Annotated in this window: 10 protein-coding genes; 4 read left to right on the top strand and 6 right to left on the bottom strand. The window is 67.3% G+C overall.

Annotated elements, in window-relative coordinates; all coding sequences use genetic code 11:
* The first annotated feature begins 8 nt into the window (after nucleotides 1-8).
* Entirely contained in the window at nucleotides 9-1,301 is a 1,293-nt protein-coding gene (locus tag CDOO_RS08305) for a uracil-xanthine permease family protein (protein ID WP_026159228.1), read from the top strand.
* Between the two features lie 61 nt (nucleotides 1,302-1,362).
* Here CDOO_RS08305 and CDOO_RS08300 read toward each other — a convergent pair whose 3' ends face one another.
* The 3 genes from CDOO_RS08300 to CDOO_RS08290 are packed head-to-tail and all read right to left on the bottom strand — an operon-like array spanning nucleotide 1,363 to nucleotide 4,764.
* On the bottom strand, nucleotides 1,363-1,629 hold the full coding sequence (locus CDOO_RS08300) for an HPr family phosphocarrier protein (RefSeq protein ID WP_018021056.1): 267 nt from the start codon (nucleotides 1,627-1,629) through the stop codon (nucleotides 1,363-1,365).
* Between the two features lie 42 nt (nucleotides 1,630-1,671).
* Nucleotides 1,672-3,774, bottom strand: a complete 2,103-nt coding sequence (locus CDOO_RS08295) for a PTS fructose transporter subunit IIABC (RefSeq protein WP_018021057.1) — start codon at nucleotides 3,772-3,774, stop codon at nucleotides 1,672-1,674.
* Between the two features lie 3 nt (nucleotides 3,775-3,777).
* Nucleotides 3,778-4,764 carry a 1-phosphofructokinase family hexose kinase gene (locus tag CDOO_RS08290; protein ID WP_018021058.1) on the bottom strand — a complete coding sequence of 329 codons (987 nt, stop codon included), beginning with the start codon at nucleotides 4,762-4,764 and terminating at the stop codon, nucleotides 3,778-3,780.
* 274 nt (nucleotides 4,765-5,038) lie between these two features.
* Here CDOO_RS08290 and ptsP point away from each other — a divergent pair, with 274 nt between their 5' ends.
* Nucleotides 5,039-6,733 carry a phosphoenolpyruvate--protein phosphotransferase gene (gene ptsP / locus CDOO_RS08285; RefSeq protein ID WP_026159229.1) on the top strand — a complete coding sequence of 565 codons (1,695 nt, stop codon included), beginning with the start codon at nucleotides 5,039-5,041 and terminating at the stop codon, nucleotides 6,731-6,733.
* Here ptsP and CDOO_RS08280 read toward each other — a convergent pair.
* A complete protein-coding gene (locus CDOO_RS08280; protein ID WP_026159230.1) occupies nucleotides 6,730-7,509 on the bottom strand; it encodes a DeoR/GlpR family DNA-binding transcription regulator in 780 nt (259 codons plus the stop codon). The genes ptsP and CDOO_RS08280 overlap by 4 nt on opposite strands.
* A 138-nt stretch (nucleotides 7,510-7,647) precedes the next feature.
* Nucleotides 7,648-8,343 (bottom strand): transcriptional repressor LexA, encoded by a 696-nt coding sequence (gene lexA / locus CDOO_RS08275; protein ID WP_018021061.1) that lies wholly within the window; start codon nucleotides 8,341-8,343, stop codon nucleotides 7,648-7,650.
* Between the two features lie 445 nt (nucleotides 8,344-8,788).
* Between lexA and CDOO_RS13955 the strand changes: the two genes are divergently transcribed.
* Both CDOO_RS13955 and nrdR read left to right on the top strand, forming a co-directional pair.
* A complete protein-coding gene (locus CDOO_RS13955) occupies nucleotides 8,789-8,950 on the top strand; it encodes a hypothetical protein (protein ID WP_155861264.1) in 162 nt (53 codons plus the stop codon).
* Between the two features lie 74 nt (nucleotides 8,951-9,024).
* Nucleotides 9,025-9,477, top strand: a complete 453-nt coding sequence (nrdR, locus tag CDOO_RS08265) for a transcriptional regulator NrdR (protein ID WP_026159231.1) — start codon at nucleotides 9,025-9,027, stop codon at nucleotides 9,475-9,477.
* A gap of 12 nt (nucleotides 9,478-9,489) precedes the next feature.
* On the opposite strand, the gene hrpA is transcribed toward nrdR, so the two are convergent.
* On the bottom strand, nucleotides 9,490-13,371 hold the full coding sequence (hrpA, locus tag CDOO_RS08260; RefSeq protein WP_018021064.1) for an ATP-dependent RNA helicase HrpA: 3,882 nt from the start codon (nucleotides 13,369-13,371) through the stop codon (nucleotides 9,490-9,492).
* Between the last annotated feature and the right edge of the window lie 59 nt (nucleotides 13,372-13,430).

Genomic DNA, 13,430 nt, shown 5'->3' with positions numbered 1-13,430 from the left:
CACGGTCTGTGAATAATTCCTTTGGTTGGGCTGTCCACGGAGACGGCCGAAAGATAGCGCCCGGAGCCGTCGTCGCCCCGGGTGAACGCCTGAGCTGGCCGCGCACGGTGAGCATCGGCATGCAGCACGTGGTGGCCATGTTCGGCGCCACGCTGCTGGTTCCCACGATTACCGGATTCCCGGTCAACACCACCCTGCTGTTCTCGGGCCTGGGCACGATCATCTTCCTGCTGCTCACCCGCAACCGCCTGCCGAGCTACCTCGGTTCCTCGTTCGCGTTCATCGCGCCACTCTCCGCGTCCGCTGGTGAGGGCATCGGGGCGCAGCTGGGTGGAGTCGTGGTCACGGGCCTGGTGCTCATCGGGGTGGGCATCATCGTGCACCTCGCCGGCAGGAGGCTTATCGATGCCGTGATGCCACCCGCCGTGACCGGTGCCATCGTCGCGTTGATCGGCTTCAACCTCGCACCCGCCGCGACCGCGAACTTCGAGGCGCAGCCCCTGGTCGCCTTTGTCACCCTGGCCGCCATCCTCGCCTTCACCGTGCTCGCCCGGGGGATGGCCTCGCGCCTGTCCATCCTCCTCGGCGTGGTGCTGGGCTGGATGTTTGCCGCGCTGACCGGAAACCTCAGCGAGGGAGCGAGCGAGGCGATCTCCGCGGCCGCGTGGATCGGAATGCCGCAGTTCCATGCGCCGGAATTCCGCTTCTCGGTGATCATGGTGACCCTGCCGGTGCTCGTGGTGCTCATCGCCGAGAACATCGGGCACGTTAAGGCCGTCGGTGGCATGACCGGCGACGATGTCGACGATCTTTCCGGCCGGGCGCTCATCGGCGACGGCATCGCCACCACCCTCGCCGGCAGCTTCGGCGGCTCCGGCACCACCACCTACGCCGAGAACATCGGTGTCATGGCCGCGACCAAGGTGTACTCCACCGCCGCGTACTGGGTGGCGGGTTTCTTCGCCATCGCCCTGGCCTTCGTGCCCAAGTTCGGCGCGCTCATCACCACCATTCCCACCGGGGTGCTCGGCGGCGCGGCCATCATGCTCTACGGCATGATCGGCCTCCTCGGCGTGCGGATCTGGATGGACAACAAGGTCGACTTCACCCATCCCGTCAATCTCGCGGCGGCGGCCGTGGCGATGATCGCCGGCATCGGCAATCTCACCCTTCCGCTGTTCGGGATTGAGCTCGAGGGCATCGCCTGGGGATCGATCGGCATCCTCATCGGTTACCCGCTGCTGCTGTGGGCCTACCGCACCTTCGGCGAGGGACGCTACGCGGTCGCGCTGAAGAACTAGTCGGGCAGACCAAAAGCCCCGCACAGGAATCTGTGCGGGGCTTTCGTCGATAAGCGAAGATCTACGCGTCGAGATCTTTCTCGATCAGCGCGGCGATCTTCTCCACGGCCTCGGCGTTGTCGGAGGTCACGGTGACCTCGTCGCCGTGCTCGGCACCGAGGGCCATGATCATGAGGGAGGACGCGGCGTCGGTCTCCTCGTCGTCCTCGTCACCGACGAGGGTGAGGAAGATGTCGTCGTCGTACTCCGAGGCGGCCTCGGCGACGACGGTCGCGGGACGGGCGTGCAGGCCGACGGATGATCCAACCTTGACGGTCTTGGAAGCCATGAAACTTGTCCTTTCGTTGAGAGCGTGAGTCTGCCTACGAGACTAGGCGTTAACGGGCTCCGCGGCACGGATTTCTTCCTCGGCGGCGGCCTCCTCGGCGGCCTGCTCGATGACCTTGTTGGGCCAGAACTGCTTGAGCGCGATGACCGCGACGGTCGCGACCGCGGTGCCCACCACGAGCGAGAGGAGGAAACCCCACCACGGCGACACGGCGAAGAGCACGAAGATGCCGCCGTGCGGGGCGCGGGAGCCCACGCCCAGGGCCATGGAGACGGCACCGGTGGCGGCGCCGCCGGCCATCATCGCGGGGATGACCCGGAGCGGGTCGGCCGCGGCGAACGGGATGGCGCCCTCGGAGATGAAGGACAGGCCGAGCAGCCAGGCGGACTTGCCGTTCTCCTGCTCCGCGGGGGTGAAGAGGCGCTTGCGCAGGAAGGTGGCCAGCGACAGAGCAATCGGCGGGACCATACCGGCGGCCATGACCGCGGCCATGATGTTCATCGAGGCCTCGTCGCCCGTGGACAGGCCAGCGGTGGCGAAGAGATAGGCCGCCTTGTTCACCGGGCCGCCGAGGTCGACACACATCATCAGACCGAGGATGATGCCGAGCAGCACGGCGGAGGCGCCGGACATGGAGCTGAGCCAGTCGGTGAGGCCGGTCATGATGGCCTCGAGCGGGCGGCCCAGCAGCAGGAACATGAGCAGGCCGACCACCAGGGTGGTCACCAGCGGGATGATGACCACCGGCATGAGGGAGCCGATGATCCTGGGCACCTTCCAGTTGCCGATCCAGTAGGCGACCAGGCCGGCGATGATGCCGGTGACCAGACCGCCGATGAAACCCGCGCCGAGCAGGACCGCAATCGCGCCACCGGCGAAGCCCGGGGCGATGCCGGGGCGGCCGGCGAGGGAGAAGGCGATGAAGCCGGAGAGTGCCGGGACGATGAATCCCATGGCCATCTGACCGGTGGCGAAGAGGACCGCGCCGAGATAGAGCAGGATGCCGGAGCGGTCGAACTCCATCACCTCGCCCTCGACGTCGACGGAGTTTCCGGGCAAGTTGCCGAAGGTGAAGTGGGTGGCGATGTGCTGCGCCGCATTGGCGACGTCGTAGCCGCCGACGAGGAAACCGAAGGCGAGCAGCAGGCCGCCGGCCGCGACGAACGGGATCATGTAGGACACGCCGGTCATGACGGCCTGCTGGATGCGCTTGGGCCAGCTCTCGTTGGCGCCCGCGGCGGACGCGCTGTCGTCGCTACGCGAGGCCGCGACCCGGGGTGCGTCCGGATCCTTCGAGGCGGCAATGGCCTCGTCGAGCATCTGACCGGGCTCGTTGATGCCGCGCTTGACGGGGGACTGGATCACGGGCAGGCCGGCGAAACGGTTCTTCTCCCGGACGGCCACGTCGACAGCGAAGATGACCGCGTCCGCGCTCTTGATGATGTCCTCGCTCAGCGGGGTGTTCCCGGAGGAACCCTGGGTCTCCACGTGGAAGTCGATGTCGCCGCGGGCCTCGGCGGCCTGGGACAGGGCGTCGGCGGCCATGTAGGTGTGCGCGATGCCCGTGGTGCACGCGGTGACGGCGACGATGCGCAGGGGTTTGTCGGCCGCGGCGGTGGTGTCGCCGGACGCGGCGGCGGTGGCTGCTTTGGCGGCGGTGGAGGTTCCGGTAGCGGCCGCGGGTTTCTTCTCCGCGTTGACCACCTCGGTCACGGCGGCGACGATCTCCTCGTCGGAGGTCGCGCTGCGCAGCCGCTCGACGAAGTCACCCCGGACCAGGGCGCGGGCGAGCTTGGACAGGATCTTCAGGTGCTCCTTGCCGCCACCCGCGGGCGCGGCGATGAGAAAGACCAGCTCCGCGTCCCCGTCGGGCCCGGCGAAGTCCACGGGCCGGCTCAGGCGGGCAAACGCCAGCGTCGGCTCAGTGACGGACTCCGCGCGGGCATGGGGGATGGCGACCCGCCCGGGAACACCCGTTCCGGCCGAGGTCTCGCGGGCGTAGGCGGCGGCGGCCAGCTCGGCGGCGTCGGTTGATCGACCGGTGGAGGCCACCAACTCAGCGAGTGAGGAGATCACCTGCTCCGTGGTCGAGCCGAGGTCCGCGTCGAGGCGGACCAGCTCGGTGGTGATGATGGGAGAAGCCATGTCTTAGATGTCCTTCACTGGGCTCAGGGGGAGAGGGGAGACGGAGACGCCGTCGATGTTGAGTTGTGCGGGAGAGGGAAGGTCGGTGCCGGGGAGACCCGCCGCAGCGGTGCCGTAGGCAACGGCCGACCGGAGCGCTTCGGGAGGTTCCTTGCCCGCGATGCGCGCCAGCAGATAACCCGCCAGCGAGCTGTCCCCGGCCCCGACGGTGGACCGGACCGTCACCGGCGGCGGGGTGGCGCGCCAGGCGCCTGCCGCGGTGACCAGCAGGGCCCCGGCACCGCCGAGGGTGACCAGGACCTCGCGGACACCCGACGCGACCACACGCGCCGCGGCCGCGAGAACCGGACCGAAGTCTCCGTTCTCTGCGGCCGTCTCGAGGCTCGCGCCGTCGAGCCCGGCAAGCTGGCCGAGTTCGAAGCCGTTGGGTTTGATGATGGTGGGGGCGGCGGTGGCGAAACCCTTCCCCAGCGCGCGCAGGGGATTGTCCGACGTGTCCACCGCGATGATGAGATCGGGGAACCGGGCCTGGAGGGCGGCGGTGGCATCGACGTAGAACGTCTCCGGCACACCGGGCGGCAGAGAGCCGGCGAGGACGACGGCGTCGGCGTGCGCGGCGCGGTCCACGAGTCGGGTGAGCAGCTCGGTGACCTGGTCCGCGGACAGTTCCGGGCCGGGACCGTTGATCTTGGTCGTGCGGCCCCCCGGTTCGGTGAGGGTGGTGTTGACCCGGATGCTTCCCGCGACGGGAAGGTTGTCGAAGGGAAGACCGGTGGCGGCGACAAGATGGAGAAACTGATCGCTGACCGACGACGGGAAGAGCGCGGCGACGGCGTGGCCGGCCAGGTGCGCGACCCGGGCGACGTTCACGCCCTTGCCTCCGGCGATGCTGGTGGCGGAGGCAGCTCGGTTGACGCCCCCCAGCTCAATGTCCTCTGACAGGTGCAGCGTGGCATCAATGCTGGGGTTGGGGGTCACGGTGAGAATCACGGCGGGAGGTCCTTGCGTTGAGGCCTACGCCGCGCATCCGGCACCCCGAGGGAGTGATTTTTCCGGCCATGCGTGTAGGTCAGTGACGGCTACCACTCCATGATTGCCCGTTTGTGCCCGATTGTCAATAGTTTGTTTCCGATATTCACCGGGTCGTTTCCGTGTAGAATTCAGAGGCAGAATTGGAGCTGGTGCACCGCCTTCCCTCGGTGCGACGGAATCCGGATTCCCGTGCCGCGCGGCGTCCAGCTGCCGGATCAATCTCGAACGAAGGATGGCAAACGTGAACGAGAGCACCGTGTCTGGTGAAGTCAGCGGAACCGGCGTCGTCGCCGGCATCGCCTATGCCCCGGTCGTGTGGGTTCGTCCCCGTCCGGAACTCCCGGAGGCCGGCAACCCGCTCCGAGACGACGAGCGGGAGCCCGAGATGGAGCGGTTCCTCGCCGCCGTGGAGACCGTGGCGGAACGGCTCCAGCACCGCGCCGACAACGCGCAGGACCAGGCCGCGGAGGTGCTCAAGGCGACCGTGGGAATGGTGCGCGACCGCGGATGGCAGAAGACCGTGCGCAAGAACATCACCACCGGGCAGCGCGCGGAATACGCCGTCGTCGGAGCCACCGACCGCTTCGTGTCCATGTTCGAGAGCGCGGGCGGACTCATGGCCGAGCGCACGACGGACCTCCGCGACATCCGCGACCGGGTCATCGCCGAACTGCGAGGGGAGGAGGAGCCCGGACTGCCCGACGCGCGACAGCCCAGCATCCTCTTCGCCGACGACCTGGCCCCCGCGGACACGGCCGGGCTCGACCCGGAGAAGTTTGTCGCCATCGTCACCGAGGTCGGCGGGCCGACCAGCCACACCGCCATCATCGCCCGCCAGCTCGGAGTCCCGTGCATCGTCGCCGTGGGCAAAGAGCTGCACGACATCCCGGCGGGTGAGAAGGTCCTGGTCGACGGGGCAGCGGGCACCATCGCCAGGAACGTCGATGAGTCCGAGGCCCTGAAGTCGGTGGAGGAGTCCCGCCGTCAGCAGGAGCGCATCGCCGGCTGGCAGGGTCCCGCGCAGACAAGCGATGGACACCGGGTGCAGCTGTTGGCCAACGTGGCCGATCCCAAGGCGGCCACCGCCGCGGCGAAGTCCCAGGCTGAGGGCGTGGGTCTCTACCGCACCGAGCTGAGTTTCCTCTCCTCGACCTCCGAGCCGAGCGTCGACGAGCAGGCCGAGCTCTACGGCAGGGTCTTCGACGCGTTCGGCACGTCGAAGGTGGTCGTTCGCACCCTGGACGCGGGCTCCGACAAACCCATCGCGTACGCCACGCTGGCCTCCGAGGAGAACCCCGCCCTGGGCGTGCGCGGACTGCGCATCGCCCTCGGTAACGAAGGGTTGATGACCAGGCAGCTCGACGCCATCGCCCAGGCGGCCCAGGCTCGACCCGAGGGTTCCCAGACCTGGGTCATGGCCCCCATGGTGGCCACGGCGGACGAGGCGGAATGGTTCGCCGGGCTGTGCCGCGAACGTGGCCTCGTGCCCGGTGCGATGATCGAGGTTCCGGCGGCGGCCCTCATGGCCGACACGGTCATGCCCTCGCTCGACTTCGTCTCCATCGGAACCAACGATCTCACCCAGTACGCCATGGCCGCCGACCGGCTCTCGCCGCAGCTCGCGTACCTCACCGACCCGTGGCAGCCGGCCGTGCTCAAACTCATCGAACTCACCTGCCAGGGTGGCCAGCGCCATGATGTGCCGGTCGGTGTCTGTGGCGAGGCGGCCGCAGATCCCCTCCTGGCGTGCGTGCTCACCGGCCTCGGCGTGAACTCGCTGTCCGCGGCCTCCAACGCCGTGGCCGGGGTCGGCGCGCAGCTGGCCGAGGTGACTCTGGACCAGTGCCGCGAGATGGCCGCTGCCGCTGTCGGCTCCCGGAGTGCCGCCGAGGCGAAGGCCGCGGCACGCGCGGTGCTCGGGGATTAACCCGCGATGACGACGTCGACCTCGCGCTCGCGCAGCGCGTCGACGTAGAAATCAGGGGCGTTGGCATCGGTGATCACCACATCGATGTCGGCGATACCCGCGAAGCTCACCAGGTAGTCGTTGCCCAGTTTGGTGGAGTCACACAGCACGATGACCCGGTGGGCGTTGGTGACCATGGCCGACTTCACCGCGGCCTCCTGTGAGTCTGCGGTGGAGAGGCCGTGATCGAGGGTCAGCGCGTTGGTCCCGATGAACGCGACATCGGCGCGCATGAGCGCCAGGGTGCGTAACGACGTATCGCCCACTACCGCCTGGGTGATGGCACGAACCGTGCCACCGAGGAGCTGAACATCGGGGGCGTGTTTGGCGGCGAGGTTGAGTGCCGACGGCAGCGAGTTGGTGACGATCGACCACCGCGCACCGCCCGGCCGGTCGCCGATGAGCTCGGCGATGGCGTTGATGGTGGTCCCGGAGTCAAGGAAGATTGAGCCGCCGGGAGCGGGGAGGAAATCGAGCGCGGCCCGGGCGATGGCGGTCTTAGCGGACTGCGCCGAGCGGAGCCGGGTGTCCAAGGGGAACTCCGCAGTCTGAAAGGACTGGCTGGCCACGGCGCCCCCGTGCACCCGGTGGACCACCCCCTCACGGTCGAGGGTCGCCAGATCGCGGCGAACCGTTTCGGCGGTGACGTCGAACCGCTCGGAGAGCTCGGTGACGTTGACCCGGCCCTCCACGGCGGTGAGGGAAGCTATCTGGCGGCGTCGTTCTTCTGCATACATCGGGAACCGGCCTTTACTCGCGCGGGACTCACATGCGGGGAGGTGGTGGCCCCCCATTGTCATGCCTTATAGCCACGATTAAACCCAATAGCAGGAAAACACAGGCCCGATCACCCCCGAACGGGAATACTCCCGGCCTCAGAGACGGCGGAAAACGGAAACGACCTTGCCCATGATTTCTGCTTCCTCTCCCGGGATGGGATCGAAGTCGTCGTTGTGGGGGAGCAGCCAGACACCGGTGGAGTCACGGTGCAGTTCCTTGACGGTGGCCTCGCCGTCGAGCATGGCGGCGACGAACTCGCCTTCCTCGGCGACCGGCTGTGCACGGACGACCACCCAGTCGCCGTCCATAATTCCGGCCAGTTTCATGGACTCACCCACGACGCGCAGCATGTAGAGCTCACCGTCGCCGACGATCTCGGTGGGCATGGGGAAGTACCCGTCGACGTTCTGCTCGGCGAGGATCGGGGAGCCGGCGGCAATCTGACCGACGACGGGGACGTAACTCGGGGCGCCGGCGTCCTCCGGGACCTGGCGCTCGGTGACCTCATCGAGGGCGTTGCGGGCGGGCTCGTTTGTGTCGTGCAGGTGCCGGATGTCCACGGCGCGAGGTTTGTTGGGGTCGCGGCGCAGGAAACCCTTCTTCTCCAGCTCGTTGAGCTGGTAGGCGACCGACGACGTCGACTGCAGGCCGGCCGCGTCGCCGATCTCCCGGATGCTGGGGGCGTAACCGCGGAGGACGACCGCGTCCCGGATGACCTCGAGGATGCGCTTCTGGCGTGGGGAGAGTGTGCTGATGTCGGGCTGTTTCTTGCGGGTGTTCTTCGGTGCCATGGGTATCTCCTCGGATCCACGTCGGTGTCGTGGTGGGTGCGTGCGCGAGCGGTCGGGCGGTGATCGTGTTCCTGTCTACCATCAAACCGTATTTGTGTTCGATATTCAACGGCAACGCTGGACAAGTTTTCGAAAGGGTGATAACTTTCGAACACACAGGCGGATTCGAACACTTGAACGGTAGACGGCGTTCGATGTCCAGCTGGCTGGTTATCCTCGAACGCACAACGACAACAAGGTGGTAGAAATGACCCTCACAGTGAACACTCCGAACCACGTCAACACCGGGAACCATACCTTCTCCCGCACGGTCCCCCCGGCCGCGGTCTGGGATCTCCATCCCTCCCGTTCCCTGCCGTCCCCCGCACTCGGTGTTCGAACCCTGGCGCCCGTTGATCGAACAGGTGAACCGTCCCTCGTGGCCGGTGGGGTAGCGGATGTTCGAGTGCGTTCATTCGAACAACGTCGCGAGAACGGCAAGGTCACCCTGCTCGGTCTCGCGGTGGGCGCCGTTCTGGTCATCGGCACCGTCATCGGTGTCAACGAAGGTGCCTCCAGCCAGGGCCCCGGCCAGTTCGAAACCGTCACCGCGGTCACCGCGAAGTAGGCCGGCTCTTCCAGGGCTCCGGCTCCCCGGCACTAGGATGGGCAGCTCCGCCCCCTTAACTCTTAGGAGCCCTCGTGTACTGCCCGTTTTGCCACAATGAACAATCACGAGTGATCGACTCCAGGGTGATTGATGCCGGCACCTCCACTCGCCGTCGCCGGGAGTGCTCGCAGTGCAACGGCCGCTTCACCACGGTGGAGAAGGCGATTCTGCTGGTGGTCAAACGCAACGGCCTCACCGAACCTTTCAGCCGAGAAAAGCTCATCAGCGGCGTCCGCAGAGCCTGCCAGGGACGTGATGTGCCCGACGACGATCTGAAGAAGCTCGCCCAGGAGGTCGAGGAGACCATCCGCGGAAAGGGAAGTTCCCAGATCGACGCGAATCTCATCGGCCTGGCCATCCTTGACCCCCTGCGGGAGCTGGACGAGGTCGCGTACCTCCGCTTCGCCTCGGTGTACAAGTCCTTCGAGAGCGCGGAGGACTTCGAATCCGAAATTCGGTTCATGCGGCGCAAGATCCGCGGCTGACGTCCCGGGCGGTCAGGAGAGTTTGTCGATGGCCTTCTGAACACGTCGGGCGGACACCGGGCGGGCAGTGCCGAGCCGCTGCGCGAACAGGCTGACCCGGAGTTCCTCGATCATCCAGAGGATCTCGCGCACGGCCGGGGAGTTCTCCCGCCCTGCAGGGAGCGTGCGCAGCCTGTTCTTGAGATAGGACTTCACCTCGTCGATCTCCGACTGTCGGTCAGCATCCTTGTCCGGATCCTGCCTCAGCTCCTCCAGACGGATGACCATGGCCGCGAGATACCTCGGCAGATGCCGAAGGTGCTCCATCCCGTGCATGGTTACGGCGTGGTCCGGAAGCAGGAAACCGAGCTGCGACTTCATGTCGTCGATGGCCGGGCCGCTCCACGACTCCAGCTCGCTCCGGACCTTGGCGTATTCGACGAGCGCGGGTGCCAGGCCGACGATCGTCTGCCGCACCTGGGCTGGGACCTCGGGTGACACGGAATCCTTGAGCGCGTCGAAGTCCTCCGGGGACCTCGCGGGTCCGCCGTGCTTCATCATCGAGTCGCGGATCGCCCGCACCCGGGCATCCTGCACCAACCCGTCGGCGCCGCCGTGCGGGTAGTTGTCCACCGCGACGCGTTGGGTGAGCGGCAAGCCCTTGATCATCTGCTTCGTGTTGACGGTGATGGCGCGCATGAGCAGGGTGAGGTTCGCCGTGCGCTGGGAGGCCTCGGCGGCCGCCTTGGTCGGCATGACCTTGACCTCCACACCGGAGGGCGAGATCGCCAGCGCTGGGTAGGCCTGCACGGTGTGTCCGTCCACCGTGGTCGTGACCTCCTCGGGCACCGTGCCCAGGCTGTCCCGCGTCCATTCCGCGACCGCGCCCGTCTCGGCGGAGCGGCTCACCCGGCTTATCGACGACCGGATCTGTCCCGCCTGCCGCTGCTGAAGCGCCGCCAGATCCTTGTCGGCGTCGATGACCTTGCCCCGTTTGTCGATGGCCGCGTAGGTCATCTTGAGGTGCGGGGGAAGCGACTCCGGGCGAAAGTCCGTGGAGTTGATGCCCGAACCACCGAGCTCACGGAGTACATCGGCCAGCTGCTGCGTCACGGGTGACTCGTAGGCGAGGAGCTTGGGCAGGGCCTTGTCCGCGAAATCCGGCGCCGGCACCACGCCCCGGCGGAGGGCCTTGGGCAGCGAGCGGATGAGCTCGGTGAGCAGCTCCCTGCGCAGCCCGGGCACGAGCCAGTCGAACCCCTCGGTGGTGACCCCGGCGAGCAGGGGAACGGGGATGTTGACGGTGACACCGTCCTGCGGGTGCCCGGGTTCGAAGCGGTACTCGAGGTCGAACACCAGCGAGCCCGTGGCCCAGGTGTCGGGAAACTCATCCTCGGTCACGGCCCCGGCGGCGTCGGAGAGCAGCGCGTCGGGGTCGAAGTTGAGCAGGTCGGGCTCGCTCTGCCGGGTATCCTTCCACCAGGAGTCGAAGTTCCTGGCGGTGGTGGCTTTTTCGGGCAGTCGCTGGTCGTAGAAGTCGAAGAGCGTCTCCTCGTCGACGACGATGCCACGGCGGCGTGCCTTGTCCTCGACGGCCGCGGCTTCCTCGAGCCTGTCCACGTTGTGGCGGTAGAAGTCGTGGTGAGCGTTCCAGTCGCCCTGGACGAGGGCATGACGGATGAACATGTCCCGTGCGGCTGCGGGATCGACCCGGTGGTAGGGCACCAGCCGGTCCGCGACGATGGGCACCCCGTAGAGCATGGTCTTCTCGTGCACCATCGCGGCGCCGCGTTTACGCGACCACAGGGGTTCGCTGTAGGAGTGGCGCAGCAGATCCCCGGCAATCTCCTCGACCCAGGATGGTTCGATCCTGGCCACGTCGCGTGCCCACAGGCGGGAGGTCTCCACGAGCTCGGCCGCCATGATGAACTCCGGCGGCTTCTTCGACAGGGCCGATCCCGGGAAGATGAGGAAACGGGTGCCGCGGGCCCCCTGGAATTCCTTGCTGTTGCCGTCGCGGGCGCCGATGTTGGACAGCAGGCCGGAGAGCAGCGCGCGGTGGATGCCGTCGGAGTCGCGGTTCTCGGCGGCGGACTGACGGTTCCAACCCAGGCGCCGGGTGGTGTCGCGGAGCTGGCGCACCAGGTCGTACCACTCACGGATGCGCATGTAGTGGAGGTACTCGTCTTTCATGCGGCGTCGAAAAGCGTTGCCGGAAAGGTCATCGCGGGAGGTGTTGATGTAGTCCCACAGCTGCAGGGTGGAGAGGAAGTCGCTGGTCTTGTCCTTGAAGCGGGCGTGCGACTGATCGGCCTGGGACTGCTTGTCCATGGGGCGCTCGCGCACGTCCTGGATCGTCATGGCGGAAACGAGCACGAGGACGTCCTCGAGGACGGCGAGCCGGTCGGCCTCGACGAGCATGCGGGCCATGCGGGGATCGACGGGGATCTTCGACAGGTCCCGGCCGATGTTGGTGAGCATGGGCAGGCCGTCGTCCTCCCGGTCGGTGAGGGCACCGAGCTCGTGGAGCAGGCCCAGGCCGTCGCGCACGGCCTTGGGCTCTGGCGGCTGGACGAAGGGAAACGCGGCGATGTCGCCCAGGCGCAGCGAGATCATCTGCAGGATGACGCTGGCGAGGTTGGTGCGCAGGATCTCCGGGTCGGTGAACTCCGGTCGGGACTGGAAATCCTCCTCGGAGTAGAGGCGGATGGCGATGCCGTCGGCCACACGCCCGCACCGACCGGAGCGCTGGTTGGCGCTCGCCTGCGAGATCGGCTCGATGGGCAGGCGCTGGACCTTGGTACGGGTGGAGTACCGGGAAATGCGCGCGGTGCCGGTGTCCACGACGTAGTGGATCCCGGGCACCGTCAGCGAGGTCTCCGCAATGTTGGTGGACAGGACGATCCGCCGCTTGGAGTGCGGCGAGAACACCCGGTGCTGCTCCTCGTTGGACAGGCGGCCAAACAGGGGAGTGACCTCGATGCCACGCCACTTCCGGCCCTCGATCGCCTCCATCGTGTCGGTGATGTCGCGCTGACCGGGGAAGAAACAGAGAATGTCGCCCGGTCCCTCGGCCATGAGCTCCTCGAGCGCGTCGCACAGACCGTCGAGGGGATCCTGGTCCACGGTCTTGCCCGCGGCCTCGAACTCCAGCGGGCGGTAGCGGATCTCCACGGGGAACGTGCGCCCGGAGACCTCGATGATGGGCGCGGGCGTTCCGTCGGGCTCGGCGAAGTGGTGGGCGAAGAGCTCCGGGTCGATGGTCGCCGAGGTGATGATGACCTTGAGGTCGGGGCGGCGGGGGAGGAGCTGCTTGAGGTAACCCAGGAGGAAGTCGATGTTGAGGCTGCGCTCGTGGGCCTCGTCGATGATGATGGTGTCGTAGGCGTTGAGGAAACGGTCGCGCTGCATCTCGGTGAGGAGGATGCCGTCGGTCATGAGTTTGACGGCGGTGGTGTCGGAGACACGGTCGTCGAAACGGATGGCGTAACCGACCGTCTCGCCGATGTCCTGCCCCAGCTCGTCCGCCACGCGTTCGGCCACGGTGCGGGCCGCGAGTCGCCGGGGCTGCGTGTGGCCGATGAGACCCCGCCGGCCGCGTCCCAGTTCCAGGCAGATCTTCGGGATCTGGGTGGTCTTGCCCGAGCCGGTCTCGCCGGCGATGACCACGACCTGGTGGTCCCGGATGGCGTCGGCGATGTCGTCACGACGCCCGGAGACAGGCAGCTGCTCGGGATAGGAGATGTCGGGGACGGCGGCGTCGATACGCGCGACCTTCTGCCGGGCCCGGTCCATGTCCGCCGCGATGGCGGCCAGGGCCTTGGGGGCGCGGGCCTTCTTCAGCCGACGGCGGAATGCCAGCTCGTCGGCGAGGGAGAGATCCGTTAGTGCCGAGATCAGGTGGTCTCTCGACATGGGCTCGGAAGGCTGGGTATCGTTCGAAGTCTCGTGGGTAGTCATAATCGCCTGGATCA

The sequence above is a fragment of the Corynebacterium doosanense CAU 212 = DSM 45436 genome (assembly GCF_000767055.1).
GTDB lineage: Bacteria > Actinomycetota > Actinomycetes > Mycobacteriales > Mycobacteriaceae > Corynebacterium > Corynebacterium doosanense.
The sequence above is the reverse complement of the archived record's forward strand: the minus strand, read 5'-3'. Positions and strand labels throughout refer to the sequence as shown.

Excerpts from the sequence above, each read along its gene's own strand:
- CDOO_RS08300 (WP_018021056.1), bottom strand. The coding sequence starts at position 1,629 with ATGGCTTCCAAGACCGTCAAGGTTGGATCATCCGTCGGCCTGCACGCC.
- CDOO_RS08280 (WP_026159230.1), bottom strand. The coding sequence starts at position 7,509 with ATGTATGCAGAAGAACGACGCCGCCAGATAGCTTCCCTCACCGCCGTG.
- CDOO_RS08295 (WP_018021057.1), bottom strand. The coding sequence starts at position 3,774 with ATGGCTTCTCCCATCATCACCACCGAGCTGGTCCGCCTCGACGCGGAC.
- hrpA (WP_018021064.1), bottom strand. The coding sequence starts at position 13,371 with ATGTCGAGAGACCACCTGATCTCGGCACTAACGGATCTCTCCCTCGCC.
- lexA (WP_018021061.1), bottom strand. The coding sequence starts at position 8,343 with ATGGCACCGAAGAACACCCGCAAGAAACAGCCCGACATCAGCACACTC.
- ptsP (WP_026159229.1), top strand. The coding sequence starts at position 5,039 with ATGGCAAACGTGAACGAGAGCACCGTGTCTGGTGAAGTCAGCGGAACC.